Raw genomic sequence first — 25,857 nt, 5'->3', positions numbered from 1 at the left:
AGCCCTCATCCTGAGGAGCATCCTGCGGGAGGGCCAGCTGGGGCCGCCCCTCAGGATGAGGGCTTGAAGAGAGCGGCAAGGCGGGACTGGCCCGCCTCGCCTTGTCAGTTGGCAGCGATCAAAAGATCGGCTTGCCGGCGGTGTCGGTCACGCCCTTCCAGGCGCTGCGGACCTGATCCTTCACATTCGACGGCAGGGCGACGTAGTCGAGCTCGCTCGCCAGCTTGTCGCCGTTCTTGTAGGCCCAGTCGAAGAACTTCATCGCGGCCTGCACCTCTTCCGGCTTCTCCGGCTTGGCATGGACCAGGATGAACGTCGCCGAAGTGATCGGCCAGGCATCCGCGCCCTTCTGGTTGTTGAGCGAGATGCCGAAGCCCGGCTGCTCCTGCCAGTTGGCGTTGGCGGCGGCAGCCTGGAAGGCCTTCTCCTCGGGAGCCGGGAAGTTGCCGTCGGCGTTCTTCACCAGGGCGTGGGCAAGCTTGTTCTGCTTGGCATAGGCGTATTCGACATAGCCGATCGAGTTGGCGACCTGCTTGACCGAGGCGGAGACGCCCTCATTGCCCTTGCCGCCGATGCCGACCGGCCACTGGACCGACTGGTTGGCGCCGATCTTGGCTTTCCAGTCAGCCGAAACCTTGGAGAGGTAGTCGGTGAAGACGAAGGTCGTGCCCGAGCCGTCGGAACGGTAGACCGGGTTGATGTTGGCATCCGGCAGGGTGACGCCGGCGTTGAGCGCGACGATCTTCGGGTCGTTCCACTTCTTGATGTCGCCCAGATAGATCTGCGCAATGATCTCGCCCGAGAGCTTGAGCTTGCCCGGCTCGACGCCGGCGATGTTCACGGCCGGCACGACGCCGCCCATCACGGTCGGGAACTGGATCAGGCCGTCCTTGGTCAGGTCCTCGCCCTTGAGCGGGGCGTCGGTCGCGCCGAAAGCGACGGTCTTGGCCTTGATCTGGCGGATACCGCCGCCCGAGCCGATCGACTGGTAGTTGAGGCCCGTGCCGGTGTCCTTCTTGTAGGCCTCGGCCCACTTCGAATAGATCGGGAAGGGGAAGGTCGCGCCGGCGCCGGTGATGTCGGCAGCCTGGGCGGAACCGGCAATCCCGGCGGCCACGGCCGCCAGAACGAGAATCTTGCGCATGGAGATGTCCTCTCTAGGTCGCTGTTTACAGCGCCCCTGTCAGAACACTTCCTATATGACGGCCGGATGACATGACGTCATGAAAACTGTCACAAAGCGTTGAGGCGGCGTTTCAGCCGCCTCAACGCCGGGCCTCGAAGCGCGGCAGGATCGCCTTGAAGGTCGCCCCCTCGCCCGGCTTGCTTTCGATCGTGAGCCTGCCGCGATGACGCAGAACGATGTGCTTGACGATCGCCAGCCCCAGGCCCGTGCCGCCCGCTTCCCGGCTCGCGGCGGTGTCGACGCGGTAGAAGCGCTCCGTCAGGCGCGGCAGATGCTCCGGCGCAATCCCCGGCCCGTCGTCACGAACATAGAAGCCGGCTTCGTCCTCGCCCGCCTCGACGGCAATCTTCACCTCGCCGCCCTGCTTGCCATATTTGATGGCGTTCTCGACAAGGTTCTCCATCAGCCGCAGCAATTCGTCGCGGTCGCCAGGGACCAGCAGCGGCTCGCGCGGCGTGGTGAGCGTCAGCGTGACCTCGCGCTCGCGCCCCATCAACGTCAGCGAGTCGACGATTTCACGCGCGATCCCGGCAAGATCGACCGGTGTGTCCGGCGCCACATGCGCGCGCTGCTCGATGCGCGAGAGCGAGAGGAGATCGTCGACGAGGCGCGCCATGCGCAGCCCCTGCTCGCGCATGATGCCGAGAAAGCGCTCGCGCGCCCGCTCGTCGTTGCGCGCCGGCCCCTGCAGCGTCTCGACGAAGCCGAGCAGAGAAGCGAGTGGCGTGCGCAGCTCATGGCTGGCATTGGCGACGAAATCGACGCGCATGCGCTCGATCACCCTCTGCTCGCTGAGGTCCTGGAAAGTGAGCAGCGTCGGCCGGCGCCGCCCGCCGCCCAGCGCCGCGACATGGATGCGGAAGGCGCGCTCGAACGGCACACGTTCGACCAGCTCGACGGTGTCGCGTCCGCCCTTATGCGCAACTTGCTCGATCGCATCGTTGAGATCGGGGTCGCGCAGCACCAGCGCCAGGAACTTTCCGACCTCGAGCCCCGGAACGAGCGCGTGCATCGCAGGGCTGAGGGCCTGCGCGATGCCCTGTTCGTCAAGCAGTACGACGGGGGCGCCGAGCGCCTCGATCATGGACCGCATCGTCGCGGGAGAGGTAGTGGCAATGTCGACCATGGAGCGCTCGGAGCCGGCCGGTTCCGGCCGGCCAACCCTTCCTGAGCGGAACGAGAAGAGGCGTCAATTCCCTTCCACGCATCAGCCGGCTACGCTTCGCCTGAAGGGGAGGCCGCGATGGCAAAGAAAATCTCAGGTTCAAACCCCAACGGGTCGATCGCGCCGCCTGCCGGCAAGAACGGCAAACCGGCGAAGGCCGCCTCCAAACCCGGGGGCTTCGACATCGAGGCCGACACGCTGCCGGAAGCCATCATCGACGCCGCCTATCACAGCGGGGACTACCCATACGGCAAGCGCATGAAGCGCAAGCGCTACAATCGTGAGCTCGAGCCGCTTCAGATCGAGCTGCAAAAGCTGACGCGTTGGGCCTCCAGGCAGGGCGAGCGCATCGTCATCGTTTTTGAGGGCCGCGACGGCGCCGGCAAGGGCGGCACGATCGGCCGCTTCACCCAGCATCTCAATCCACGCCAGGCGCGCACCGTCGCGCTGCCGAAGCCCTCCGACACCGAGAAGGGCCAGTGGTATTTCCAGCGCTATGCCAGCGAGATGCCGACATCCGGTGAGCTCGTCTTCTTCGACCGCTCCTGGTACAACCGGGCCGGTGTCGAGCACGTCATGGGCTTCTGCAAACCCGCGGAAACCGAGAGCTTTCTGCACGAGGCCCCCGTCTTCGAGGGCATGCTGGCGCGGGACGGCATCCGCCTCATCAAGCTCTTCCTGACCATCGGCCGGGAGATGCAGATGACCCGGCTGCATGCGCGCTGGCACGATCCGCTCAAGCGCTGGAAGCTTTCGCCGATCGACTTCGAGGCCATCCCGCGCTTCGACGACTATTCCCGCGCCTTCGACGAGATGCTCGGCAGGACCTCGACCGACGCTGCGCCCTGGCATGTCGTGCGCAGCAACGACAAGCTGCGCGCAAGGCTCAACGCCATCCGCTATGTGCTGAAGGCGATCCCCTACGCGGATAAGGACGAAGCCGCGATCGGCAAGCTGGACGAGGAGATCGTGATCCCCGTCGCGCGTTATCTCGACCATGGCGGCGAGCCGGAGAGCTGAAGGCTTCCGAGCTCTTCCTTTCAGGCCTCATCCCGAGGCGCGCTTCGCAGGGCGTGTCTCGAAGGATGCTTCGCGAGGCTCCCGATCCATCTGGACCAGCCGTCGAGACGGCCCTTCGGGCCCCCTCGTGACGAGGGACGACGGAACGATCGCGGCTTCCCTCACGGCCCCATCATGTGGTTCGGCAGCCAGGTCGTCAGCGGCGGCCACAGCGTGATCGCCGCGAGCACGACCAGCAGCGGCACCAGCCAGGGCAGGATCGCCTTCGACATCGTCTCGAAGGAGACATTGGCGATGCGCGTCACCACGAAGAGCACCACGCCGATCGGCGGATGAATCGTGCCCAGGATCAGGTTCAGGATCATGATGATGCCGAACTGCACCGGATCGATGCCGAAGCTGTTCGCCGCCGGCACCAGGATCGGGATCAGGATCAGCATCGCAGCCAGCGCCTCCATGAAGCAGCCGACGACGAGCAGGATGAGATTGCAGACGAGCAGGAAGACGAGCGGATGCTGGATCGTCTCGACGATCAGCGGCGTCAGCGTCTGCGGCACGCGCGAGATCGACATGCACCAGCCGAGCGCGCCGGCCGCCATCACCAGCACGGCGACGAGCCCCATGGTCTCGACCGTGTCGATCAGGATCGGCCAGAGCTGCTTCACCTCCAACGTGCGGTAGACGAAGAATCCGAGGAAGAGCGCATAGAGACAGGCGACCGCGGCCGCCTCCGTCGGCGTGAAGATGCCGGAGAACATGCCGCCCAGGATCAGCGGCGGCGTCATCAGCGCGAAGAAGCCGCTGACGAAGGTTCGGCCGATCTCGCGGAAGCCCGCGAACTTCTCCTTCCGGAAGCCCTGCCGCCCGGCGATCATCGCGACCATCACCATCAGCGACAGCCCCATCAGCACGCCGGGAACGACGCCGCCGATGAAGAGGCGCCCGATCGAGACATCGGCTGTGACGCCATAGATCACCATCGGCAGCGAGGGAGGGATGATCGGGCCGATCGTCGCGGCGGCGGCCGTGATCGCCGCCGCCGTCTCCGGCCGATAGCCGGCCTTGCGCATCGCCCGGATCTCGATCGCGCCCGAGCCCGCCGCATCGGCCACCGCCGAGCCGACCATGCCGGCGAAGATCATGCTGGTCAGGATCGAGGCATGGGCATAGCCGCCGCGCAGCCAGCCGATCACCGAGGTCGCGAAGGCGACGATGCGGTCGGTGATGCGCGCCGCGGCGAGGATGTTGCCCATCAGGATGAAGAGCGGCGCCGCGACGATCGGGAAGGAATTCATCGCCTGCGCCATCTTCTGCGGCACGATCGAGGCAGAGAGATCGCCGATCAGCACGAAGGCGAAGGCGGCGAGCCCCATCGAGGCGAAAAGCGGAAAGCCGGCGAGGATCGAGAGCAGCCAGACGGCCGTGATCTTGAAGATCAGCGCGCTCATTCCGCCGGCTCCTGCAGCGTCGCCGCCACCGGCTCGTAAGGCGAGGTCCGCCAGTTTCGCAGGCTGCCGACGAATTCGCCGACCCCCTGCAGCGCCGTCACGATCCCGGCGAGCACCATCGGCGCGTAGAGCAGCCCCATCGACAGCGGCACTGTCGTCGCCTCGAGATCGTGGTTGGCCTCGACCAGATGCACGCCGTACCAGGCGATCAGCAGGCCGAAGACGATCATGGCGAGTTGCATGATCGCCTCGGCCGAGCGCCATCCGCGCGCGGGCAGCATGTCGTGGAAGAAGCGGATGCGGATATGCGCGCGGCGTCGGCTGGCCAGAATCCACCCGGTCACCGCGACCCAAAGCATCAGGAAGCGTGAGACCTCGTCGGTCCAGATCAGCGGCTCGCCGAGCGCCCGCGTGACGATGCCGAGCGTCACCGTCACCAGCAGCGCGACGAGGAGGAGCGCAGCGACCACCTCCATCGTCCTGTCGAACAGCCTGGGCCAGAGCGTCATGCGGATGCTTTCGCTATCTTGGATCTGACATCGCAACCGTCATTCCGGGGCAGGCCGAAGGCCTGAGCCCGGAACCCATGAACACAATGATCGCCGGATGAAGCGGACGAATGCCGCGCTCAACCGATCGAAACCGGTGTTCATGGATTCCGGGCTCGCTGCTACGCAGCGCCCCGGAATGACAGCGTGGGAATGCAGGGAACAGACACTTTCACAGCCCCTGGATGCGATCCCAGAGGCCCTTGCCCCATTTGCTCTCGAACTTGGCCGGCACGCTCGCCAGGACCGGCTTGCGGAAGGCCTCGTTGTCGGGCTTCGTCACTGTCATGCCGCCCTTGGCCATGCTGTCGGCCAGGCCCTTTTCCTGCTCCAGGATCTCGTTGTCCTGCCAGATCGCGGCCTTGTCGACGGCGGCCACGACGATGTCGCGATCGGCTTGCGGGATCTTCTGCCAGGCGCCCTCGTTCACGATCACCAGCCGCGGCGTGATGATATGCGCGGTCAGCACGAGGTATTTCTGCACCTCCGCCAGCTTGGCCGAGGCGATGGTCGGCAGCGGGTTTTCCTGACCGTCGACCGCCCCTTGGGAGAGCGCGAGATAAAGCTCGGAGAAATTCAGCGGCGTCGGCCGCGCGCCCCAGGCTTCCGCCATGGCGCGGAAGGTGTCGACCTCCGGCACGCGCAGCTTGAAGCCCTTCATGTCCTCGACCGAGTTGATCGGCTTCTTGCCGCTGGTGAGATGGCGGACGCCGTAATAGTTGACGCCGATCATCCGCATGCCGCGCTTCTCGATCAGCGCCTTGTTGAGTTCGTCGATCAGCGGCGATTTCAGCGCCCGCGTCATATGCGCGGAGTCCTTCCAGATATAGGGCGCCTCGATGATCGAGAGCTGCGGCACGAACTGGCCGAGCTGCGCGGCGCCCTCGGTCACCATCGTCAGGGCGCCGCTCGCAACGGATTCGACCATGTCGCGGGAGGAGCCGAGCTGCCCGTTCGGGAAGGACTGGACGTCGATGCGTCCGCCGGTCTTCTCCTTGATTTCGGCCGCCGCCTTAACCGCGCTCTGCGGCGAGGGATGGCTCGCCGGCTGGCCGTCGGCCCAACGCAGCACCAGCGCCTGCGCCCTCAGGATGTTGGGCGCCGCGATCGCAGCCATCCCCGCCGCCGCAGCGGCCATGAATTCGCGCCTCGTCTGCTTCTTCATTGCCTGTTCCCTCCGGGAAGCGGCCGGTTCTTCCGGCTCGTGATGATTGGTGGTGTCAGTACTGCATGGCCCTCGCGCGGGCGTTGCCGATATGGATGCTCATTTCGTCCGCGGCGCGTTCCGGGTCGCGGCTCTCGATCGCAGCGATGATCTTGAGATGGTCCTGCATCACCGGCACGAGGATGTGGTTCTGGATGCGCGTCTCATATTGCCGGATCAGCCTGATCTTCAGCCAGGTCACGCGGAAGGCCTGGCTGACGATGTCGTTGTCGAGATGGTCGATGATGGCTTCGTGCATCAGCCGGTCGACGTCCTCGGCATCCTCGATCAGGCGCTCGTCGCCGCCGGCTTCCGCCCGGGCGATGATCGCCTCGTGGCGGGCGCGCTGCTCGGCGATCTCCGCGTCCGTCGCGTTCTGGGTGTAGAGCGCCGTCGCCTCCTTCTCCAGGAAGAGCCGGAACTGGAAGGCGTTGCGGATCAGGTTGAGATCGACATGGGCGACCTGCATGCCGCGCTGCGGCACGGTCTTGATCAGGCCCTCCGCCTCCAGCCGCGGCACGAGCTCGCGGATGGCGCCGAGCGGAAAGCCCGTCATCGCGACGAGCTCGCGCTGGGTCACGAACTGGCCGGGCTTGATCTCGCGCGCCAGCAATCGCTCGGTGAAGGAGGCATAGGCGCGCTCCCTCAGCTTCAGCGGTTCGCCCTCGCGCGGTTCATGCTCCGGCTCGCTCACGATCCCTCCTTCCGGCATCCCTGTCAGGCAGCCTTTGCCTGCTTGATCGAATCGAAGGCCGCAAAGAGCCGCTTGCGGGTCGCTTCGTCCAGCGCTTCCAGCGGCGGACGCATCGCGCCATAGCCCGGATCGCCATGGATATGGCCGGTGAGCGCCTTCACCGCCGCCAGCACCGGATAGGAGCAGATCTCGTCGACCAGCGCATTCACCACCGGACTGTCCTTGCCCTCATAGACCATCGGGCGGAGCAGCTCCGGCACCAGATTGGCGACGCCGCAGATCGTACCCTCAGCGCCGTTGCGCACGGCCTTGGCGAGCTGGCGCTCGTCGCCGACCAGGATGGCGAGTTCGCCATGCGCCTTCAGCAGCGCTTCGGTGTTGGCATAGCTGCCGGACGAATCCTTCACGCCGATGACGAGGCCGGGGAACGCCGTCTTCAGCCGCTGCACCAGCCCGACGCTGATATCGACGGCCGTCACCGACGGGATGTGATAGAGCACGACATTGCGCGCCGAAGGCCCCAGCTTCTCGAAGAACTGCGAGAACCAGACATAGAGCCCGTCATCGCTGACGCCCTTGAAGTAGAAGGGCGGCGCGACGAGCAGGCCCTTTGCTCCGGCATCGAGCGCCAGCTGCGCCTGCTCGACCGCCTCATGCAACGAGGCAGCCGCGATGCCGGCATAGATCTGCTTGGCAGGATCGATCCCCGCCCCGATCAGCGCGCCCATCATTGCCGTCCGTGCCGGCAGCCCGAGCGCCGCCCCCTCGCCTGTCGTGCCGAACAGCGTGACCGAGTCGCAGCCTGCAGCCAGGACGTGACGAGCGTGATGGGTGAGACGCGGCAGGTCGACGCTGCCGCCCTCCCGCATCGGGGTCGTGATCGCGCAGGAGAGGCCGAAGCGGGTCTTGTCGGTGGCCATGTGAGGGAGCTTTCAAGGCTGAATGTTAGCTGACATGTTAGTATGAAGACAGAAGCGCCCGCAAGCGCCCCGCATTGGTTTTGCTGGAGCATCGGACCGAAAAGTGGAATCCACTTTTTGGAGAGATCCGATGCTCGAACAATGAGCTCGGTCGCCATTTCGCGCCCGACAGGACGCGCGGCGATCTAGCCGTCCTTGAGGCCTCCGGCCGAGAGCCCGGCGACGATCTGGCGCTGTGCGATCACGGTGACCAGCAGCACCGGCAGCGTCACCAGCAGCGCCGCCGCCGCCAGCGGTCCCCAGGAGATCTGCTCGAAGGTCAGCGAGTTGTAGACGGCCGAGGGCAGCGTCCGGCTCGCCTTGCCACCGAGCACGACCGAGAAGATGAAATTGTTCCAGGAGAAGATGAAGGCGAGGATGCCGCCGACGACGATACCCGGCTTCGCCAGCGGCAGTGCGACATGGCGGAAGGCCTGCCAGGTCGTGGCGCCGTCGATGCGCGAGGCATCCTCCAGCTCCATCGGCACGTTCTCGAAATACCCGATCATGATCCAGACGATGATCGGGATGGTGATCACGAGATGGGTGATGACCAGCGCCGTGATGGAGCCCACCAATCCCGTGATCTGAAACAGCAGGAAGAGCGGGATGAGATAGGACAGCGCCGGCGTCATGCGCGCGACCAGGATCAGGATCGCGAATTTATGCGCCTTGCCGCGCGCGATGCCGTAGCCGGCGGGCACGCCGACGAGAAGCCCGAGCAGAACCGCCCCGCCTGTCACCAGGATCGAGTTCCAGAGATAGAGCCCGAAATTGTTCTGCGCGAAGACGTCGACATAGTTCTTCAGCGTCGGCGGGTTCGGGATGAAGATCGGCGGGAAGGCGGTGTTGTCGAGCTCGTTCTTCAGCGACAGCGAGATCATCCAGAGGAAGACCAGCACAGCCGGCGAGACCAGCACGAAGACCGATGCCCAGAAGCCGAACTTTTTGGCGAAGCGGTTCATCACGCGTTCCACTTCGACTTCTGCCGCGCATAGAGCAGCAGCAGCGAAAGCATGATGATGATGATGAAGAAGATCACCACGACGGCCGAAGCGTAGCCGATCTTGTAGAACTGGAAGGCCTGCAGATAGAGGAAGATGTTCAGCGTTTCCGACGCCGTGCCGGGCCCGCCCTGCGTGATCACGAAGATGGTGTCGAAGGCCTTCAGCGCGTCGATGGTGCGGATCACGATCGCCACCATGATGAAGGGCCAGACCAGTGGCAGCGTGATGTGGCGGAACATGTGCCAGTCATTGGCGCCGTCGATCAGCGCGGATTCATAGGGCTCGCGCGGCAGCCCGGCGAGGCCGCCGAGCACGATCAGCATCACCAGCGGCGTCCAGTGCCAGACCTCGACCATGACCAGCGTCGGGATCACCGTCGCCGGATCGTAGACCCAGCCCGAGGGGCCGACGCCGACGAGCGAGAGCAGGTAGTTGAGCACGCCGAGCTGCGGATGGAACATCATCGTCCAGACCAGCGCGACCGCCACCGGCGTCGCCATCATCGGCATGACGAAGATGGTGCGCAGCAACCCGCGGAACGGGAATTCGCGGTGGAAGACCAGCGCCGCCGCGGTGCCGAACACGATCGGCAGCACCACCGCCAGCACCGTGAAGTAGAGTGTATGCCCCATCGACTCGATGAAGCGCGCATCTTTCGCCAGCTCGGCGAAGTTGCCCAGGCCGACGAACTCGACCCCGCCGCCGATCTTCCAGTCCTGGCCGGACATGAAGAGCGTGAACAGCCAGGGGAAGACGATGACAGCCGCAATCACCAGCACCGCCGGCAGCGAGAACAGCCAATAGCGCGGCGTGAAATCGTGTGATTCCGCGGCAGCTGGAGGCGCGGCACTGGCGAGACTTGCTGGCAGGGACGTGCTGGTCATGCGTCTGGAACCGTCATGCTCGGGCTCGGCCCGAGCATCTCTTCGAGAGTGCGCATTTGTCACGAGATGGCCGGGTCAAGCCCGGCCATGACGCTTGTCTTCCTCAGGCCTGCTCGCTCTTGGCGAGCACCGGCGCGAAGGTCTCGGTCGCCTTCTTGAGCTCGGCCGCGACATCCGCCCCGCCGATCGCATTGGTCAGCGCCACGCCGAACACGTCCCGGAACTCGGTGACCGGCACGATCTGCGGCAGGCCGGCCCGCGCGATCTTGGCCGAGGCCAGCAGGCATTCGAAATACTGCTTGCCGAATTTCGACTGCTGCATCGTCTCGGTGTCGAGATAGGCCGAGGAGCGACCGGGCGCACCGGCGCCGGCCTTGAGCATGGCGATCTGGTTCTTCTTGTTGGTCATGTACTGGAGGTAGAGCCAGGCCGCCTCCTTCTTGGAGGAGCCGCGCGAGATGCCCATGCCGTCGGCGAACATGCCGGCATAATGCGCCTTCGGCCCCGGCGGCGTCACGCCATAGCCGACCTTGCCGACGATGCGGGATTTCGACGGATCCTCCAGCGGCGTGGCGAACCCGATGCCGTCGAGCCACATCGCGGCGCGGCCCTGCATGAAGGTGGTCTGGCACTCGTTCCAGTTGAAGCCGACCTGCCCGACCGGGCCGGTCTCCTTGTTGAGCTTCTTGTAGAGCTCGGCCGCCCAGATCGCCTCGGGCGTGTCGGTGAGCAGCTTGCCCTCCGGCGAGACCGTCTCCATGCCCTGACCGAGCATCAGCGAGGTCCAGACCGGGATGTTGGCGTTCTTCAGGCCGCGCGAGACGAAGCCGGCAACGCCCTTCGCCGGGTCATGCAGCTTCTGCGCCGCCGTGAACATCTCGTCCATCGTCTTCGGATAGGCGACGCTCTTCGCGTCGAAGAGCTCCTTGTTGTAGTAGATCATCCAGTAGTCGACGAAGAACGGGAGCGTATCGAGCGCCCCGTCCGCCTGCCGCGCATAGGCGACCGGGCCGGCGCCGAAATCGGCAAAGTCGAAATCCGGCGCGGTCAGCGCGGCGTTCTTGATGTAGGGCTCGAGGTTCTCGAACCACTTGCCCTTGGCCGCCATGCGCTTCTGGACGTGCAGCGAGATGCCGCTGACGTCGAAGCTCGGCTTGCCCGAGGCGAATTCGATCACCGCCTTCTGGCGCTGCTGCTGCTCCGGCACCTGCTCGGACGAGACCTTGATGCCGGTGAGCTCGGTGAACTCCTTCTCCGCCGCCTGCATCAGCTCGGAGCGCGGGTTCTTGACCAGCAGCACGTCGATCGACTGTCCCGAGAACTTCTTCCAGTCGAACGCTCCTTGCGCCTGCGCCTTCCGCAGCACGAGCGGCGAGGCGAGCGCGGCAGCGGCACCGCTCAGAAGGACGCGTCGGGTCGGCTTGAGAATGCTGTCGGTCATCGGCGTCCTCCCACGGACTATAAATGCCGCCCTTTGCGGGCTTGCCTTCGCGCGGGATGTCCTGAAGCGGCGCTTCCGCCACCCGCGATCGGGCTGGACGCTAATCCGCTTTCGAGCCGGTTGCAAGCTAACATGTTGGCGTGCACATAGTAGCGCCACGCCGGCGCTGCCCGGTGCCGAGCCCGCCCGCGAGAGCCGCCCGTGAAGAGCCCGCCCCGCATCGATTCGCACCAGCATTTCTGGCGGCTCGCCCGTGGCGATTATGGCTGGCTGACGCCCGCGCTCAAGCCCCTCTATCGCGACTTCGGGCCTGCCGACCTCGCCCCGCATCTCGCCGAACAGGACATCGCGTCCACCATCCTCCTCCAGGCCGCGCCGACCGAGGCCGAGACGCGCTTCCTGCTCGATCTCGCCGCCGCCACGCCCTTCGTCGCCGGGGTAGTGGGCTGGGCCGATTTCGAAGCGCCCGATGCCCCCGCCCGCATCGCCGCACTCGCCGCCGACCCGCTGCTGGTCGGTCTGCGCGCGATGGTGCAGGACATCCCCGATCCGCACTGGCTCGCTCGACCCGACCTCGCCCCCGCCTTCGCGGCGATGAAGGCGCAAGGCCTCGTCTTCGATGCCCTGGTGAAGCCGCCGCAGATCCCGGCGTTGCTGACTCTCCTCGACCGCGAGACGGAACTGCCCGTCATCGTCGACCACGGCGCCAAGCCCGATCTCACCGGCGCCGACCTCTCCGACTGGCGCGACGGCATCGCTGCGCTCGCCGCCCGGCCGAATACCGCCTGCAAGCTCTCCGGCCTCGTCACCGAAGCCGGGCCGGGCTGGACCGACGCGACGCTGGAGCCGGCAGTGTCACAGCTTCTCGCCTGTTTTGGCCCGCAACGGCTGCTCTGGGGCAGCGACTGGCCGGTCGCGACACTTCGCTCCTCCTATGGCCAATGGCACGCCGCGGCCGAGCGCCTCACCGCCGCGCTCAGCGAATCCGAGCGCGCCGCGCTTTTCGGCGGCAACGCCGCCCGCATCTATCTCACCGACAGAGGCCGCCGCCCGTCATGCTGAAATCGCTCGATCCCGTCCTCTCCGCCGATCTGCTCTGGGTGCTCGCCGCCATGGGCCATGGCGACGACCTCGCTTTGGTCGACGCCAACCACCCGGCCGAAACTATCGCCAGCGCCACCACCAGCGGCCGGCTGATCCGCCTGCCCGGGCTGACGATGCAGCGCGCCGCCCGCGCCATCCTCTCGGTGCTGCCGATCGACGATTTCGAGCGTGAGCCTGTCAGGCGCATGGAAGTCGTCGGCGATGCCGCAGCGATCCCCGATGTCCAGCGCGCTGTGCAGGCCGAGATCGATGCGGCTCTCGGCCGCACCGAACCGCTCGCCGGCATCGAGCGCTTCGCCTTCTATGAGGCGGCGCGGCGCGCCTTCGCCGTGGTGCAGGTCGGCGACCCCCGCCCCTATGGCTGCTTCCTGCTGCGCAAGGGCGTCATCGCCGGCGAGCCGGGCTAGAGCATCGGACCGAAAAGTGGAATCCACTTTTCGGACAAATCCGATGCTTGAACAAAGAGTTAGATCGCCACTTCGCGTCCGGTAGGACGCGCGGCGATCTAGGCGGCGCCTCACGCCCCCTTGGCGACGGCCTGCTTCAGCCGCGCGACGGCCTCGGTCGCGCCGGCCTTCACCGAGACGTCCAGCGTCTCGCTTTCGCGCTCGATCATCTCGATCAGCGCCTCCGGCGTGATCGCGGCCCGTGCCGCGGTGAGCTTCAGCACGGCATTGGCGAGGATGTTGGGCCAGAACGCCGCCCCGCCCTTGGCCAGCCCCTTGGCCTTGCGGCCCTCGAATTCACGGGCGAGCTGTTCGGGGGTCTTCTTGGCCATGGTCTCGTTACCTCCAAGCAATTCCAGCAAAAGTGCGAAGCGGTTTTGCGTCCGGAATTGCGACATAGCGAAAGGCTGGAGCTTTGGAGGCGAACCCTGTTCGCCGGACATGCTCTAGCGGGATGAGCCGCTGCCTATCACGAAATGCCGGCCCCGCCTTCCCCCTCCGGCCAACGATCCCGCGGCCGCACTGCCCTGCCCGCGCATCGGGGCCGCGACAATCGCATTTGCAAGCGGGCGCGACGCAAGGCAGGAGCGCCGCTGGAGGCAGGCCTGTGATGCGGCTGCCCGTTCAGGACCAGACCATGCCCCGCCTTTCCCGCGTTTTGCTCGCCGCCTTCGCCGGCCTCCTCATCCTCGCCGCTCTGGCCGCCCCGGCCACTGCCGGGATTACCGACCGGGAGCTGAGCTGCGCCGACTATCTGAAGTCCGGAGCCCATCGGAAGAGCGAATACTCCGCCGCCGTTGCGGAAAAGATCAGGGCCTTCTGCGCCGCTCACCCGAAGATGAAGGCTGTCGATGCCGAGATGACGATGACGGGGGATTGAACGGGCGGGACTTCCCTTCTCCTCGACCAAAAGCCCTCTCTGCGTCATGCTCGGGCTTTGACCCGAGCATCTCTTCCCGAAGGAGGCTCTGGCGCCTCTCCTGCCCGAGATTCTCGGGTCTGCGCTCCGCTCCGCCCGAGAATGACGCATGGGTTTATCCCGCTCGCGCTTCCACGCGGCGGGTTCGAATGAGGGGCAGCGGAGCGCCGCGAGGCGCGAGGTATCGGGCCGCTTCCGTTGAGCCAGGATGCGGCGCGGAAGGATTGAGCCACCTTCCGCACGCCCCGTGGCGCTCCGCTCATCGGCGATTTCGGACTCCGGGCCGCGCTTATACGGCTGGGCTGCTAGGGATCGGCGGGCTCGGACGCCAGTTCCCCTCATCGGGTCGTCGCGTCCCTGCCGTGCCGTCCGTCACCGGGCCGAGCCTTCCAGCGAGCTCCTCGCACAGGGATCGTAGTATCCCCAGGGCGGTGCCCCGAAGCCTCCCGGGAGTGGGTCGTAACCCCACCCGCAGGCGCCGCCCCCGCCCCGCCAACGGCATACCTCCGGATGGCTGCCCCTCGGGGACGAGGTGGGCCGAKAATAGGCGCGGTTTGCGCGGGCGGGGATAAGTCTTCGCGAAGGAACCGCGGGGAACCCCTCTCCCGCATCGAAGTCGGCTGTTGCCGACTTCGACACTTTGAGTGCTGATCTCGGGCAAGCCCGAGATCAGTGAGAGGGGCAGGGGTGAGGGACCGCCATTGATCGTCGAGGCGAATGTGTTCAGCTTCCGCTCGATGACAACCGAACGGCGCCAATTCGCCAGGCAGCTTCGCCGGCACGCAACCGAGCCGGAGGAAGTCCTGTGGTCGCTCCTGCGAAACCGCCAACTCGACGGCCTCAAGTTCCGCCGACAGGTTCCCCTACTCGGCTACACCGTCGATTTCATCTGCATCGACCGAAAGCTGATCGTCGAGATCGATGGTCGCCAGCATCGCTGGGAAGCGGACTACGATGCCGCGCGAACGGAGGAAATCGAGCGACACGGCTTCACGGTCATTCGCTTCGGCAATGCCGAGGTCGTGGATAACCGGGATGCCATCATTGCCGCCATTCGCAGGGCCGTTGGCGGATAGGGCGCGCGTCCTGCCCATCTCTCGCGCGCACTTACCTCAACCGGCCCTCACGAGGCGCGGGGAACCCTTCTCCCGTGTGGGAGAAGGGCAGGGATGAGGGCCTGCGCTATCCGATGAGTGCTGTAGCGGCGCCGTTGCGTTCCAATGATAAGCGGCGGTCCCTCACCCCTGCCCCTCTCCCATTCGGGAGAGGGGTTCCCCGCGCCCCACCGGCTTCAGCACGGCATTGGCTAGGAGACTCTTCCAGAACGCCGCCCCCGCGGTCAGCACCTTGGCGTTGCAGCCTTCGAGTTCACAGGAGAGCTGTACGCAGGCCTTGCTGAGCATGATCTGAAGCCGGCGAGCAATCTCAATGCCCGGCATAAAGCGCAATCGCAGCCAAAACGTATGAGGATGCGATCAGAAGATAAGCTAGCTGAAGAAACGTCACAGAGATCTCCGCTTTGAAACAGCGGAAATCCATATATCGCAATTTTTCTGAGTTTTGTCGGGAATTTCGCCCGAGAACGCGGATATTCCACCCAAGGCTTGGTCGATATATCCAACGTACTAGGACACGGAGCACGTTTATAGCCGTGGATTATTCGTTCTCGGCCAATTTGGAGCGGCTCAGCGCCGCTTTACAGCGGCTTAAAGGCCGCCTCATCCTCTCGTTGAGCGACGTGCCCGAGGTGCGCGAGCTGTCCTCCTGGGCCTCGATCGACACGGTCGAGCTGAGCTACCAGGCGGGCGGTGGCGGACGGACGAAGCGAGTGCGGGAGGTGATTATTGGGACTCCGTGAGAGTTATTTTAGCGCGGTCCCCAGCTGGGCAATGCTTCGTACCGTCGGTCGCTCGAATTTGGTGCGATTGACCGCCCTCGCTCCAATCATCGGCTCATTCATCCTCGTGAATGACGAGTTCGCGTCCTTGGTGCATGCCATACTGCTCGACGGTGCAAAGGGCGGCGCTCATCCCGCGCCGCTTCTCGGCTTTCTGCCAATCCCGCGCTTGCACCTGACATACATCGGGTTATCGCTGCTGGGCATCGGTTCGATCGTGTTCGCGATGCGTTGCCCGGAGATTGTGAGGCGGTACGAGTCGCCTCAGCAGTGGCTCGAAAGCGAGCAGCGCTTTCTGGTAGGAAGCCGCCTAGAGCGAGAGTTTCGCCGTCTGGTCGACGTCTATTGGGCGAAGAGCTTACCCGTTCACGGTGGCCCAGTAGACGATTGGAGCGACGAACCCCGGCTCGCCAGGCCCAGCTATGGGCAGGAGCGATACGATCTCTTGCACAATTTCATAGCTGAGCTCTGGGAGACAGCAGGAGTCGATTTGGTGGATCAGTCCAGCGACACCGAAGCTGCCCAGATCATCATCCCGGAGGGCGTTGAGGTCGACCGCTATACCAGGAGTACTGAGGCAGACGACGAATATGTAGGGCGCTTTCGAACCGGCATTCTGGGCTATCCTAACACCGACGCAATCGTACACTTGATCTGGAGAGCGATCCCTGCCGAGCGGGGGTATTGGATGTCGCTTGAAAAGGCGGCCGCAGCGGGCTTTGCCGAGAAGATCGTCTATCTCCGCTTTCAGGATTTTGCATACGAGCGACCTCACTCGCGCGCCGTGACGGCTACAATGTACGGGCTCGGCGCAGTCGCCTTGGCCATCCCAACCTTGCACACGTTTGTCGCAATTGCGGCTTCAGCGTTGCGGTGACGAAAAAGCGTTCTGTTGCCATTTGATCGTTCGCACGCTGTCATTTGAAAGTTCGCGCTACAACTATTTTCGGGCCCGCTTGACTCCCCCCGCCCTCCCATCCTACCCCCATCGACGGGACACGCCCCCCCAACGGGGCGCGCCCATCTGTAAGGATGGAGACATCGATGGCGAATACTGCTCCGGCCGTGCGTCCGCGCGTGCCTAATTTCTCGTCCGGCCCCTGCGCCAAGCGCCCCGGCTGGGCCCTCAAGAACCTCTCCGACGCCCCGCTCGGCCGCTCGCATCGCGCCAAGATCGGCAAGGACAAGCTCAAGCGCGCGATCGACCTGACGCGCGAGGTGCTTGATGTTCCCGCCGATTACCGCATCGGCATCGTGCCGGCCTCCGATACTGGCGCCGTCGAGATGGCGCTCTGGTCTTTGTTGGGCGCCCGCGGCGTCGACATGGTGAGCTGGGAGAGCTTCGGCGCCGGCTGGGTCACCGATGTCGTCAAGCAGCTCAAGCTCGCCGACGTCCGCACCTTCGACGCCCCCTATGGCGAATTGCCGAACCTCAAGAAGGTCGACACCAAGAACCGCGACGTCGTCTTCACCTGGAACGGCACCACCTCCGGCGTGCGCGTCGTCGACGCCAACTGGATCGCGGATGACCGCGAGGGGCTGACCATCTGCGACGCCACCTCCGCCGCCTTCGCCCAGCGCCTCGACTGGCCAAAGCTCGATGTCGTCACCTTCTCCTGGCAGAAGGTGCTCGGCGGCGAGGCCGCGCATGGCATGATCGTGCTCTCGCCCCGCGCCGTCGCCCGGCTCGAAAGCTACAAGCCGGCCTGGCCGCTGCCGAAGATCTTCCGCATGACCTCGGGCGGCAAGCTGATCGAGGGCATCTTCACCGGCGAGACCATCAACACCCCCTCCATGCTCGCGGTCGAGGACTATATCGACGCGCTGGTTTGGGCGCAGAAGGTCGGCGGGCTCGACGGCCTGGTGAAGCGCGCCGACGGCAACGCCCGCGTCATCGCCAAATTCGTGCGCGAGAACGACTGGATCGACTTCCTGGCCGTGAAACCGAAGACGCGCTCCAACACATCAGTGTGCCTGAAGTTCACCGACCCGGCCGTGACGGCGCTGCCGGCCGATGCGCAGGCCGCCTTCGCCAAGCAGGTCGTCTCGATCATCGAGAAGGCCGGCGCCGGCTACGATCTCGGCCATTACCGCGACGCCCCTCCGGGCCTGCGCATCTGGTGCGGCGCGACCGTGCAGTCGCGCGACGTCAAGGCGCTGCTGCCCTGGATCACCTACGCCTTCGCCGAGGCCAAGGCGGGGCTGGGCAAGAAGGCGGCCTGAGCAGGCCGTCATGGTCGGGCTTGACCCGACCATCTCTTTCAAGAAGAGGCGCCGCCCCGCGCCTTCGCGTCCCGAGATGGCCGGGTCAAGCCCGGCCATGACGCCCCTTCCCTTCTCAGCGCCAGACCGCTCCTCGTGCAGCGCGGCGCCAGCCGGAGCCTCCCATGCCCGCACCTAAAGTCCTGATTTCCGACGCCCTCTCCCCCGCCGCCGTCCAGATCTTCAAGGACCGCGGCATCGACGTGACCTTCGATCCCGCCCTCGGCAAGGACAAGGACAAGCTCGCCGCCGTGATCGGCGAGTATGACGGCCTTGCCATCCGCTCGGCCACCAAGGCGACCGCCAAGCTGCTGGAGCAGGCCAAGAACCTCAAGGTGATCGGCCGCGCCGGCATCGGCGTCGACAATGTCGAGATCCCCGCCGCGACGGCGCGCGGCATCATCGTGATGAACACGCCCTTCGGCAATTCGATCACCACCGCCGAGCACGCCATCGCCATGATGTTCGCGCTCGCCCGCCAGATCCCCTCGGCGGACGCCTCCACGCAGGGCGGCAAGTGGGAGAAGAACCGCTTCATGGGCGTCGAGATCACCGCGAAGACGCTCGGCCTGATCGGCGCCGGCAATATCGGCTCGATCGTCGCCGAGCGCGCCATCGGCCTGAAGATGCGCGTCATCGCCTACGACCCCTATCTCTCGGCCGAACGCGCCGTCGCGCTGGGTGTCGAGAAGGTCGAGCTGGAAGACCTGCTGAAGCGCTCGGACTTCATCACGCTGCACGTGCCGATGACCGAGAAGACCAAGAACATCCTCTCGGCCGAGGCGCTGGCGAAGACCAGGAAGGGCGTGCGCATCATCAACTGCGCCCGCGGCGGCCTCGTCGACGAGCAGGCGCTGGCCGATCTCATCAAGTCCGGCCATGTCGCCGGCGCCGCCTTCGACGTGTTCTCGCAGGAGCCGGCCGAGACGAACCCGCTCTTCGGGCTGGAGAACGTCGTCTGCACGCCGCATCTCGGCGCGAGCACCAATGAAGCGCAGGAGAATGTCGCCCTGCAGGTGGCCGAGCAGATGAGCGACTATCTGCTCAAGGGCGCGATCACCAACGCGGTCAACTTCCCGTCGATCTCGGCCGAGGAAGCGCCGCGCATCAAGCCCTTCGTCGATCTCGCCGAGAAGCTCGGCTCCTTCCTCGGCCAGCTCACCGAGGCGCCGGTCAAGGGCATCCGCATCGAGTATGAGGGCGCGGTCGCCGCGCTCAACCTCAAGGCGATCTCGGCTGCCGCGATCACTGGCGTGCTCAGGCCCTTCCTGCCCGAGATCAACATGGTCAACGCCGCGCTGATCGCCAAGGAGAAGGGCATCGTCGTCGAGGAACTGACCCGCGAGGTCGCCGGCAACCTCGAAAGCGTCATCCGCATCGTCGTCGAGGCCGAGGATATGCCGCGCCACGCTTCCGGCACGGTCTTCCATGACGGCAAGCCGCGCATCGTCGAGATCCGCGACATCGCGGTTGACGCCGAGTTCGCGCCGCACATGCTCTATGTCCGCAACGACGACAAGCCGGGTTTCATCGGTCAGTTCGGCTCGCTCTTGGGCGCCGCCGGCGTCAACGTCGCGACCTTCGCGCTCGGCCGCGACAAGCCGGGCGGCGACGCGATCTGCTATGTCGCCGTCGACGAGCCGATCTCGGACGAGCTGCTCGACAAGATCCACGAGATCCCGATGGTCAAGCGCGCCCGGCGCCTGCGGTTCTGATCGTGCTCAATCCGCTGCGGGCCATCGTCGCCTCCCGCTCGGGGGCGGCGCTGGCGCCGATCCGTTTCGAGGTCCGCCGCGACGAGGCGGCGGGCCTCTGGTACGCCATGGACACCGGCGAGCTCGGCATCGTCACCGAAGCCGAGTCCCTCGACGCCCTGCGCGAGCGGCTGAAGCAGCTCCTGCCGGAATGCTTCGGCATCGAGGACTGCCCGGTGGAGCTTACGCTCTGCGACGAGGAAGCGCCCGTTCAGCCCGCCGACACCACGATTTCCGCACTCTCCAGCACATAGCGCGCGAACAGGAAATCCCGGATCGCGACGATCTCGTCGCCGCGCCATTCCAGCGTCACGAAATAGAGCGGCCGCCCGTCGACATCCTGTGCGTCGAGCATCAGCACGGCCGGTTTTCCGTCCACGACCCCGGCTGCGCAGCGCCAGTGCGTGGCGGTGTCGTAACGCCCGAAATAGGGCGCCACCTCCTCACGGCCGCTCAGTTGCAGCCGGTTGACGAGATCGAGCCGGACATCCTCCGCCAGCATCGCGCGAACCGCGTGGAAATCATGCGCGTTGAACCGGGCGACATAACTCTCCAGCCGCACGCGCTCGGCCGGCGCGAGCTGCGGCGCCCGTGTGTCTCCCGGCTCGTGCGCGATCTCCGCGAGCCGCTGCCGCCCGCGCTGCAGCAGGCCTTTGACCGCGGGCGGGCTCAGTTCCAGAAGCTGCGCGATCTCGTCGACCGAGAAATCGAGCACGTCGCGCAGCGTGACGGCGCTGCGTTGCGCGACCGGCAGGCGCGCGAGCGTCTGCAGGCCGGCCCGGGTCGCGAGCGGATCGAAGCCGGTCTGCCGAGGCGAAACCATGTCTTCCTGATCCTCGCTTTCCAGTTCCGTGCGGCGGGCACGGCGCCGGAGCGCATCGAGCGCGGCGTTATGCGCGATGCGGAACAGCCAGCCATCCGGGTTTTCGACGGGGGCAGCGTCGCTCCAGGCTTCGGCAGCTTTCAGGAGCGCGTCCTGGACGACATCCTCTCCTTCGACCGCCGAACCCATCATCCGGGCGCAATAGCGGTGAAGGCGCGGCCGCAGCCGCGCGATCGTCTCGCTCAATACGCTCCGCACGGCACCGCCCGCCACTCTGTCAGCCATGGGAAAATCCGATGTCGCATAACATCGTCTCGACGGTGGCCAGGGAGCCGATCCGTCCGACATAGGCCTTGAAATACTCGGTTTCCCGGAACGCCGCGATATCGTCGGCGCTGCGCCAGCGCGAATAATTCACGACCCGTCGGCCGTCCCGACCGACCAGAACCGAGGACGAGAGCGACCCCGGCTGCTTGCTGAAGAAGTCGTCCGTGCCTTCGCGCAAGATCTCCGCAAGCCGCGGCTGGTCGGCGGGCTGCACGGTGAAGACGTTGACGAGCGCGATGCTGTCGCCCGCTGCGGATGTCTTGGTTTCCATGGCAGTTCCTTTGTCCCGGGCGCGAGAGGGCATGGATAGGGTGAGGCTGCCAGCAAAGCCCGCCGCCAGCACGGCCCGGCGCGAGACGTCGTTCTTCGCCATATCGCAAACCTCCATTTGCCGGACACCATTCCCGGCCAGTGAAGGCGCCGGCACGGCATCCATATTCAAAGACGAATGCCGCACGCGATCGGAACCGCGGCGGCATGTTTTTTCTTTCGATAGGCCCCGCTGCGGCTGACGGATTGAGCCAACCTGCCGCCGCAAGGCTGCCGCAATGTCCCTCCCCTCTGATGGCCTCGCCATCAAGGGACCGCCCCATGCCTGCCTGCCTTCGTCTCGCCGCCGCTGCTCTCGCCTGCCTCACCGCTTTCCCCGCCCTCGCCGATTGGGACAAAGCCAGGCTCGACAAGGAGATCGCCGCGATCGAAGGGCAGGCGAAAGGTCGGCTCGGTGTCGCGCTGATCGATCTCAAGGATCGCAAGCAATGGTCCTATCGCGGCTCCGAGACCTTCCCGCTGCAGAGCGTGTTCAAGCTGCCGCTCGCCGTCGCGGTGCTGCAGCAGGTCGAGGCCGGCAAGTTCAGGCTCGACCAGCCGATTACCGTGACGCGCCAGGATTTCTCGCTGTTCCGCAGCCCGCTCGCCAAGGCCTTCAAGGGCGAGCGCAACGACTATCCGCTGAGCGAGCTCGTTCGCCTCGCCGCCGGCGAGAGCGACAACACCGCCGCCGACCTGCTGATGCGCGAGATCGGCGGGCCGCAGGTGGTGACGAAGATGCTGCGCGACGGCGGCATCACCGGCCTGTCCATCGACCGCTACGAGCGCCAGTTCCAGCCCGAGATCTACGGTCTGCGCGGCTTTGCCTGGGGTGAGACCGTCGACGAGAAGCGCTTCCGCGCCGAGCTCAAGGCGCTCAGGCCGGAAGTCCGCATCGCCGCGCTCTCGAAGGCGCTGAAGGACAAGCGCGACGCCGCGACGCCCGAGGCGAGCGCGCTCTTCCTGGAGGGTTTCGCCAAGGGCACCTGGCTGCGCGACCCCGCCCATACCGCCTTCATCGAGAAGATCGCTTCCGAAATGAAGATCGGCGCCGAGAGGATCAAGGCGGGTCTGCCGGCGGGCTCGCGCCTCGCCCATCGCACCGGGCTCGGCCTCACCACGGATGGCATCAACCACGCCAGCAACGATATCGGCGTCGCCACGCTGCCGGACGGGCGCCGCTTCGTCATTGTCGTTTACCTCGCCGGCTCGCGCGCCGACGCGAAGGAACGCGATGCGGCCCATGCGGCTGTCGCGCGGCTCGCAGTCTCGGCATTGCGCTGAGGCCGCAGATTTCGGGGCGTCATGCCCGGGCTTGACCCGGGCATCTCCGGCATAGAAGCGCCCTGTCCTGCGAGAGATTCGGGTCTGCGCTTCGCCTCGCCCGAGAATGACGGCGGTTGCAGACGAAAGGGCTCGTCTACCGCCCCAGCCGCTCGGCGATGAAGATGCCGCCGAGCACCAGCGCGAGCGCGACCGCGTGATAGACCCCGAAGGGCTCCCCGAGGAGAAGCACGGCGAGGATCGGCGCGAAGACCGGCACGAGATTGACGAAGACACCGGCCCGCCCCGGCCCGATCAACTCGATCGCCCGCATGAAGGACAGTTGCGAGAGGATCGAGGGGCCGATCACCGTGAAGGCGAGGATGGCCCAGCCCGTCGGGCTCGGCATGTGGAAGCGGCCCATGGCGATCTCTGCCGCGAGCAGCGGCAAGGAGAACAGACAGGCAAAGGCCGCGGCGACCGTGAAGAAGACGAGCTGCGGCATCGGCGGCCGGCTGCGGACCGCGACCGTGTAGCCGGCATAGAAGACGCAGGCGAGGATCATCAGCAGGTCGCCCGGGACAAAGCGGAGATTCGCGAGCACATGGACATCGCCGCGGCTCGCGGTGACCACGACGCCGAGCAGGGTGACGGCGACACCGAGCGCCTGCATGACGCCGATCGGGATGCGATAGGCGATGAATGCGCCGAGTAGAACGAAGACCGGGATCGAGCCTTGCAGAATGCCGATATTGATCGCCGTCGTCGAATAGGCCGCCACATACATCAGGGTGTTGAAGACGGTGAAGCCGGTGATGCCGAGCAGGGCGATGTAGGGCCAGTGCGCCTTGATCTGCGGCAGATGCTCGGCGATCTGCCGCCGCAGCAGGAAAGGCATGATCAGGCAGACCCCGATCCAGCGAAAGGAGGTCAGCGCCATCGGCGAGATGTTGCCGACCGCAAAACGGCTGGCCACGGCATTCCCGCCCCAGATCAGCGTCGTCCCGATCATCAGCAGATAGGCGTTGGTCCAGGCGCGTTGCAGCCAAGTCGGGGAAGGGTGCACGTTTCCGCCCTGTCGCGAGAATGGGCACATGCAATAACCTTGCGCGAGGCCCCTCTTCTATGAGATCGGGCGCAAGCCTGCCCATCGCCCTGCGCATCCCCTGCGGAAATCCCCCGATGATCCAGACCAGCTCTCGCCCGCTCCGCCTGCTCTTCGTCGACGGCAACACGCACGAGCATCGCGAAGGGCTGCGCAAGGCTTATGGCATGGCCTATGGCGAGGCCTACGCCGCCGAGATCGCGGCGATCGCGCCCGGCATCGTCTCCGACATTTGTCTCCCGGCTGATGAGGGCGCCAACCTGCCGGACGCCGCCGGGCTCGAATCCTATGACGGCGTCTTCCTCACCGGCTCGGCGCTGCATATCTACAAGGCCGAACCGGCGGTGACGCGGCAGGTCGAGCTGATGCGGGCGATCTATGCCAGCGGCACACCCTGCTTCGGCTCCTGCTGGGGCATCCAGATCGGCTCGGTCGCGGCGGGCGGCACCGTCACCGCCAATCCGAAGGGGCGCGAGGTCGGCTTCGCCCGCCGGATCACGCCGACCGAGGCGGGCCGGAACCACAAACTCCTCGAGAGCAGGCCATCGGCCTTCGACGCCCCGGCGATCCATCTCGACACCATAGCCCTGCCGGCGCATGGCACGACCATCCTGGCCTCCAACGCCTACAGCCAGGTGCAGGCGGCCGAGATCAGGCACAATGGCGGCACCTTCTGGGGCGTGCAGTACCATCCGGAATTCCCGCTGAAGCAGGTTGCCTCGATCCTCGGGCGCATGGTGCCGCTCCTGATCGAGGAAGGCTTCCGGCGGGACGAGACCTCGACCCAGGCCTGGCTCGACGATTTGCGCACGCTCGACGCCGAGCCGGCCACCCGGCAGGATCTCGCCTGGGCGCATGGGCTCGACCGGGAGGTGCTCGACACCGAGCGCCGCGTCACCGAATTGCGCAATTTCGTCGAACACCGCATCAAGCCGCACGCCAGCACGCGCAGCCGCGCCTGAACCGCCTCGCCCTCGATCCGCCTCGCAACCTTGCCATCGCGACGGTCGATGGCTAGGTACGCGCCAGCGAGGCCACGACCTCCCCCACCCTGGGCAATGTGCCGGGACGACCCGGCAACTCATGGGGGACCGCTATGGCGTGGCTCTACCTGTTTTCGGCCGGCATTCTCGAAGTCGTCTGGGCTTTCACCATGAAGCAATCGGATGGGTTTTCCCGCCCGGTGCCGGCGGCGATCACCATCGTCACCATGATCGGCAGCTTCGCCCTGCTCTCGCTGGCGATGCGCACCCTGCCGCTCGGCACGGCCTATACGATCTGGACCGGCATCGGCGCGGTCGGCGCCTTCATCGTCGGCGTCACCGTGCTCGGCGAGGCGCTGACGCCGATGCGTATCGCAGCGGCCATGCTGATCGTCTCAGGCCTCGTGATGATGAAGCTGTCGGCGCACTGATCGCACTTGCGAAGATGGCCCTGCGCTTCCCAGCGGGCCGGGCGTCGCCGATCCTTCAGCTTCTCTCGACGGCGAGCGCCGCCGCATCGAGGGCCGAGGCGATCGCTTCGGCGGCGGGCTCGTCGAGCCCTCCGCGCCGCAACCTCAGGCGCAGGGCGATCTTGAGATTTTCCGTGGCGCGCGTGACGCGCTCGGGAATGCCGTCTCCGGGAGTTGCCGCGCCGGCCGCGCTTACGCGGGCCAGGAGGCTGTCGAGCGCCGTCTGGTTGGCGACGAGAAACGCAGCTCCTTCCGCGGTGACGAGGAAGTTCTTGCGGCTTCCGGTCTCATCCGCGATGCGGGCATAGCCCATGTCTTCGAGCCATTGCAGCGTCGGATAGATCACGCCGGGGCTCGGCGTGTAGCTGCCGCCCGTGCGCTCCTCGATGCCGCGCATCAGGTCGTACCCATGGCGCGGCTGCTCGGAGAGCATCGCGAGGATGAGCAGGCGAAGCTCGCCATAGTCGAACATCCGGCCGCCATGCCGGCCTCTGCGGCCGCGGCGCTCATGTTCATGATGATGATCGTGGTGGTCGCCCCGACGATGCTCGCGCCTATCGCGGAGGGCGTCGGGATGACGGTCGTGACCGTCTCTGTCTGTGTGTTTCATGCCCACACAAACTATATCGCGATATATCT

General features: G+C 65.9%; 28 protein-coding genes. 13 read left to right on the top strand and 15 right to left on the bottom strand.

The genetic code is table 11. The annotated features are described in order from the left end of the window. Nucleotides 1-118: 118 nt before the first annotated feature. Together pstS and AC1DEZ_RS18155 are read right to left on the bottom strand one after the other, a co-directional pair. Nucleotides 119-1,144 carry a phosphate ABC transporter substrate-binding protein PstS gene (gene pstS, locus AC1DEZ_RS18160; RefSeq protein WP_441510376.1) on the bottom strand — a complete coding sequence of 342 codons (1,026 nt, stop codon included), beginning with the start codon at nucleotides 1,142-1,144 and terminating at the stop codon, nucleotides 119-121. A gap of 121 nt (nucleotides 1,145-1,265) precedes the next feature. Further along, nucleotides 1,266-2,312, bottom strand: a complete 1,047-nt coding sequence (locus AC1DEZ_RS18155; RefSeq protein ID WP_441510377.1) for an ATP-binding protein — start codon at nucleotides 2,310-2,312, stop codon at nucleotides 1,266-1,268. Nucleotides 2,313-2,429: 117 nt separating this feature from the next. Here AC1DEZ_RS18155 and ppk2 point away from each other — a divergent pair, with 117 nt between their 5' ends. Beyond that, a complete protein-coding gene (gene ppk2, locus AC1DEZ_RS18150; protein ID WP_476780279.1) occupies nucleotides 2,430-3,371 on the top strand; it encodes a polyphosphate kinase 2 in 942 nt (313 codons plus the stop codon). Between the two features lie 161 nt (nucleotides 3,372-3,532). Here ppk2 and AC1DEZ_RS18145 read toward each other — a convergent pair whose 3' ends face one another. The 8 genes from AC1DEZ_RS18145 to AC1DEZ_RS18110 all read right to left on the bottom strand — a co-directional run bounded on the left by AC1DEZ_RS18145 (nucleotide 3,533) and on the right by AC1DEZ_RS18110 (nucleotide 11,556). Next, nucleotides 3,533-4,819, bottom strand: a complete 1,287-nt coding sequence (locus AC1DEZ_RS18145) for a TRAP transporter large permease (RefSeq protein WP_476780278.1) — start codon at nucleotides 4,817-4,819, stop codon at nucleotides 3,533-3,535. Further along, on the bottom strand, nucleotides 4,816-5,328 hold the full coding sequence (locus AC1DEZ_RS18140; RefSeq protein ID WP_476780277.1) for a TRAP transporter small permease: 513 nt from the start codon (nucleotides 5,326-5,328) through the stop codon (nucleotides 4,816-4,818). The genes AC1DEZ_RS18145 and AC1DEZ_RS18140 overlap by 4 nt, the downstream gene beginning before the upstream one ends. Nucleotides 5,329-5,539: 211 nt before the next feature. Next, nucleotides 5,540-6,532 (bottom strand): sialic acid TRAP transporter substrate-binding protein SiaP, encoded by a 993-nt coding sequence (locus AC1DEZ_RS18135; RefSeq protein ID WP_476780276.1) that lies wholly within the window; start codon nucleotides 6,530-6,532, stop codon nucleotides 5,540-5,542. A 55-nt stretch (nucleotides 6,533-6,587) separates the two neighbouring features. Continuing rightward, a complete protein-coding gene (locus AC1DEZ_RS18130) occupies nucleotides 6,588-7,265 on the bottom strand; it encodes a GntR family transcriptional regulator (protein ID WP_476780275.1) in 678 nt (225 codons plus the stop codon). Nucleotides 7,266-7,288: 23 nt separating this feature from the next. After that, a complete protein-coding gene (locus AC1DEZ_RS18125; RefSeq protein ID WP_441510383.1) occupies nucleotides 7,289-8,185 on the bottom strand; it encodes a dihydrodipicolinate synthase family protein in 897 nt (298 codons plus the stop codon). Between the two features lie 185 nt (nucleotides 8,186-8,370). Beyond that, nucleotides 8,371-9,189 carry a carbohydrate ABC transporter permease gene (locus AC1DEZ_RS18120; protein WP_476780274.1) on the bottom strand — a complete coding sequence of 273 codons (819 nt, stop codon included), beginning with the start codon at nucleotides 9,187-9,189 and terminating at the stop codon, nucleotides 8,371-8,373. Next, nucleotides 9,189-10,115: a carbohydrate ABC transporter permease gene (locus AC1DEZ_RS18115; RefSeq protein ID WP_476780273.1), complete on the bottom strand. Its 927-nt coding sequence runs from the start codon at nucleotides 10,113-10,115 to the stop codon at nucleotides 9,189-9,191. The genes AC1DEZ_RS18120 and AC1DEZ_RS18115 overlap by 1 nt, the downstream gene beginning before the upstream one ends. A gap of 103 nt (nucleotides 10,116-10,218) precedes the next feature. After that, on the bottom strand, nucleotides 10,219-11,556 hold the full coding sequence (locus AC1DEZ_RS18110; protein WP_476780272.1) for an ABC transporter substrate-binding protein: 1,338 nt from the start codon (nucleotides 11,554-11,556) through the stop codon (nucleotides 10,219-10,221). Nucleotides 11,557-11,757: 201 nt separating this feature from the next. Here AC1DEZ_RS18110 and AC1DEZ_RS18105 point away from each other — a divergent pair, with 201 nt between their 5' ends. Further along, complete coding sequence (locus AC1DEZ_RS18105) at nucleotides 11,758-12,618, top strand: amidohydrolase family protein (protein ID WP_476780271.1); 861 nt, start codon at nucleotides 11,758-11,760, stop codon at nucleotides 12,616-12,618. Beyond that, a complete protein-coding gene (locus AC1DEZ_RS18100; protein WP_476780270.1) occupies nucleotides 12,612-13,067 on the top strand; it encodes an RbsD/FucU family protein in 456 nt (151 codons plus the stop codon). Before AC1DEZ_RS18105 ends, AC1DEZ_RS18100 begins: the two co-directional genes overlap by 7 nt. A gap of 110 nt (nucleotides 13,068-13,177) precedes the next feature. On the opposite strand, the gene AC1DEZ_RS18095 is transcribed toward AC1DEZ_RS18100, so the two are convergent. Then, nucleotides 13,178-13,438: a hypothetical protein gene (locus AC1DEZ_RS18095; protein ID WP_476780269.1), complete on the bottom strand. Its 261-nt coding sequence runs from the start codon at nucleotides 13,436-13,438 to the stop codon at nucleotides 13,178-13,180. 305 nt (nucleotides 13,439-13,743) lie between these two features. Here AC1DEZ_RS18095 and AC1DEZ_RS18090 point away from each other — a divergent pair, with 305 nt between their 5' ends. From AC1DEZ_RS18090 to AC1DEZ_RS18060, 7 genes are all read left to right on the top strand, one after another. Beyond that, nucleotides 13,744-13,986 (top strand): hypothetical protein, encoded by a 243-nt coding sequence (locus AC1DEZ_RS18090; protein WP_476780268.1) that lies wholly within the window; start codon nucleotides 13,744-13,746, stop codon nucleotides 13,984-13,986. Nucleotides 13,987-14,726: 740 nt separating this feature from the next. Further along, nucleotides 14,727-15,101 (top strand): endonuclease domain-containing protein, encoded by a 375-nt coding sequence (locus tag AC1DEZ_RS18085; RefSeq protein ID WP_476780267.1) that lies wholly within the window; start codon nucleotides 14,727-14,729, stop codon nucleotides 15,099-15,101. A gap of 575 nt (nucleotides 15,102-15,676) precedes the next feature. Then, the gene (locus tag AC1DEZ_RS18080; protein ID WP_476780266.1) at nucleotides 15,677-15,883 is read left to right on the top strand and encodes a hypothetical protein; all 207 of its coding nucleotides are present in this window, start codon (nucleotides 15,677-15,679) and stop codon (nucleotides 15,881-15,883) included. 31 nt (nucleotides 15,884-15,914) lie between these two features. After that, entirely contained in the window at nucleotides 15,915-16,799 is an 885-nt protein-coding gene (locus tag AC1DEZ_RS18075; RefSeq protein ID WP_476780265.1) for a hypothetical protein, read from the top strand. 167 nt (nucleotides 16,800-16,966) lie between these two features. Then, nucleotides 16,967-18,145 (top strand): phosphoserine transaminase, encoded by a 1,179-nt coding sequence (locus tag AC1DEZ_RS18070; protein WP_476780264.1) that lies wholly within the window; start codon nucleotides 16,967-16,969, stop codon nucleotides 18,143-18,145. 164 nt (nucleotides 18,146-18,309) lie between these two features. Next, complete coding sequence (gene serA, locus AC1DEZ_RS18065) at nucleotides 18,310-19,899, top strand: phosphoglycerate dehydrogenase (protein ID WP_476780263.1); 1,590 nt, start codon at nucleotides 18,310-18,312, stop codon at nucleotides 19,897-19,899. 2 nt (nucleotides 19,900-19,901) lie between these two features. After that, entirely contained in the window at nucleotides 19,902-20,192 is a 291-nt protein-coding gene (locus tag AC1DEZ_RS18060) for a DUF1902 domain-containing protein (protein ID WP_476780262.1), read from the top strand. Here the strand turns inward: AC1DEZ_RS18060 and AC1DEZ_RS18055 are convergent. Then, a complete protein-coding gene (locus AC1DEZ_RS18055; protein WP_476780261.1) occupies nucleotides 20,150-21,046 on the bottom strand; it encodes a sigma-70 family RNA polymerase sigma factor in 897 nt (298 codons plus the stop codon). The two genes, AC1DEZ_RS18060 and AC1DEZ_RS18055, sit on opposite strands and share 43 nt — an antisense overlap. Further along, nucleotides 21,039-21,461: an antibiotic biosynthesis monooxygenase family protein gene (locus tag AC1DEZ_RS18050; protein WP_476780260.1), complete on the bottom strand. Its 423-nt coding sequence runs from the start codon at nucleotides 21,459-21,461 to the stop codon at nucleotides 21,039-21,041. The genes AC1DEZ_RS18055 and AC1DEZ_RS18050 overlap by 8 nt, the downstream gene beginning before the upstream one ends. A 218-nt stretch (nucleotides 21,462-21,679) precedes the next feature. On the opposite strand from AC1DEZ_RS18050, the gene bla reads away from it, so the two are divergent. Further along, on the top strand, nucleotides 21,680-22,681 hold the full coding sequence (gene bla / locus AC1DEZ_RS18045; RefSeq protein WP_476780259.1) for a class A beta-lactamase: 1,002 nt from the start codon (nucleotides 21,680-21,682) through the stop codon (nucleotides 22,679-22,681). Between the two features lie 136 nt (nucleotides 22,682-22,817). Here the strand turns inward: bla and AC1DEZ_RS18040 are convergent, their stop codons facing one another. Next, nucleotides 22,818-23,726 carry a DMT family transporter gene (locus tag AC1DEZ_RS18040; RefSeq protein ID WP_441510398.1) on the bottom strand — a complete coding sequence of 303 codons (909 nt, stop codon included), beginning with the start codon at nucleotides 23,724-23,726 and terminating at the stop codon, nucleotides 22,818-22,820. Nucleotides 23,727-23,842: 116 nt separating this feature from the next. On the opposite strand from AC1DEZ_RS18040, the gene AC1DEZ_RS18035 reads away from it, so the two are divergent. Both AC1DEZ_RS18035 and AC1DEZ_RS18030 read left to right on the top strand, forming a co-directional pair. Next, nucleotides 23,843-24,727, top strand: a complete 885-nt coding sequence (locus tag AC1DEZ_RS18035) for a type 1 glutamine amidotransferase (protein ID WP_476780258.1) — start codon at nucleotides 23,843-23,845, stop codon at nucleotides 24,725-24,727. Between the two features lie 134 nt (nucleotides 24,728-24,861). Then, entirely contained in the window at nucleotides 24,862-25,179 is a 318-nt protein-coding gene (locus AC1DEZ_RS18030; protein WP_441510400.1) for a DMT family transporter, read from the top strand. A gap of 55 nt (nucleotides 25,180-25,234) precedes the next feature. On the opposite strand, the gene AC1DEZ_RS18025 is transcribed toward AC1DEZ_RS18030, so the two are convergent. Next, nucleotides 25,235-25,690, bottom strand: coding sequence for a PadR family transcriptional regulator (locus tag AC1DEZ_RS18025; RefSeq protein ID WP_476780257.1), 456 nt, complete (start codon nucleotides 25,688-25,690; stop codon nucleotides 25,235-25,237). Between the last annotated feature and the right edge of the window lie 167 nt (nucleotides 25,691-25,857).

Source organism: Allobosea sp. 10L422 (assembly GCF_056395345.1).
Note: the sequence above shows the minus strand (reverse complement) of the source record. Positions and strands in the feature narration are given on the sequence as shown.

Bases quoted from the DNA above. Each gene is read 5' to 3' on its own strand.
- pstS (WP_441510376.1), bottom strand. From the start codon at position 1,144: ATGCGCAAGATTCTCGTTCTGGCGGCCGTGGCCGCCGGGATTGCCGGT.
- AC1DEZ_RS18155 (WP_441510377.1), bottom strand. From the start codon at position 2,312: ATGGTCGACATTGCCACTACCTCTCCCGCGACGATGCGGTCCATGATC.
- ppk2 (WP_476780279.1), top strand. From the start codon at position 2,430: ATGGCAAAGAAAATCTCAGGTTCAAACCCCAACGGGTCGATCGCGCCG.
- AC1DEZ_RS18145 (WP_476780278.1), bottom strand. From the start codon at position 4,819: ATGAGCGCGCTGATCTTCAAGATCACGGCCGTCTGGCTGCTCTCGATC.
- AC1DEZ_RS18140 (WP_476780277.1), bottom strand. From the start codon at position 5,328: ATGACGCTCTGGCCCAGGCTGTTCGACAGGACGATGGAGGTGGTCGCT.
- AC1DEZ_RS18135 (WP_476780276.1), bottom strand. From the start codon at position 6,532: ATGAAGAAGCAGACGAGGCGCGAATTCATGGCCGCTGCGGCGGCGGGG.
- AC1DEZ_RS18125 (WP_441510383.1), bottom strand. From the start codon at position 8,185: ATGGCCACCGACAAGACCCGCTTCGGCCTCTCCTGCGCGATCACGACC.
- AC1DEZ_RS18120 (WP_476780274.1), bottom strand. From the start codon at position 9,189: ATGAACCGCTTCGCCAAAAAGTTCGGCTTCTGGGCATCGGTCTTCGTG.
- AC1DEZ_RS18115 (WP_476780273.1), bottom strand. From the start codon at position 10,115: ATGACCAGCACGTCCCTGCCAGCAAGTCTCGCCAGTGCCGCGCCTCCA.
- AC1DEZ_RS18110 (WP_476780272.1), bottom strand. From the start codon at position 11,556: ATGACCGACAGCATTCTCAAGCCGACCCGACGCGTCCTTCTGAGCGGT.
- AC1DEZ_RS18100 (WP_476780270.1), top strand. From the start codon at position 12,612: ATGCTGAAATCGCTCGATCCCGTCCTCTCCGCCGATCTGCTCTGGGTG.
- AC1DEZ_RS18095 (WP_476780269.1), bottom strand. From the start codon at position 13,438: ATGGCCAAGAAGACCCCCGAACAGCTCGCCCGTGAATTCGAGGGCCGC.
- AC1DEZ_RS18090 (WP_476780268.1), top strand. From the start codon at position 13,744: ATGCCCCGCCTTTCCCGCGTTTTGCTCGCCGCCTTCGCCGGCCTCCTC.
- AC1DEZ_RS18075 (WP_476780265.1), top strand. From the start codon at position 15,915: ATGCTTCGTACCGTCGGTCGCTCGAATTTGGTGCGATTGACCGCCCTC.
- AC1DEZ_RS18070 (WP_476780264.1), top strand. From the start codon at position 16,967: ATGGCGAATACTGCTCCGGCCGTGCGTCCGCGCGTGCCTAATTTCTCG.
- serA (WP_476780263.1), top strand. From the start codon at position 18,310: ATGCCCGCACCTAAAGTCCTGATTTCCGACGCCCTCTCCCCCGCCGCC.
- AC1DEZ_RS18055 (WP_476780261.1), bottom strand. From the start codon at position 21,046: ATGGCTGACAGAGTGGCGGGCGGTGCCGTGCGGAGCGTATTGAGCGAG.
- AC1DEZ_RS18050 (WP_476780260.1), bottom strand. From the start codon at position 21,461: ATGGCGAAGAACGACGTCTCGCGCCGGGCCGTGCTGGCGGCGGGCTTT.
- bla (WP_476780259.1), top strand. From the start codon at position 21,680: ATGCCTGCCTGCCTTCGTCTCGCCGCCGCTGCTCTCGCCTGCCTCACC.
- AC1DEZ_RS18035 (WP_476780258.1), top strand. From the start codon at position 23,843: ATGATCCAGACCAGCTCTCGCCCGCTCCGCCTGCTCTTCGTCGACGGC.
- AC1DEZ_RS18030 (WP_441510400.1), top strand. From the start codon at position 24,862: ATGGCGTGGCTCTACCTGTTTTCGGCCGGCATTCTCGAAGTCGTCTGG.
- AC1DEZ_RS18025 (WP_476780257.1), bottom strand. From the start codon at position 25,690: ATGTTCGACTATGGCGAGCTTCGCCTGCTCATCCTCGCGATGCTCTCC.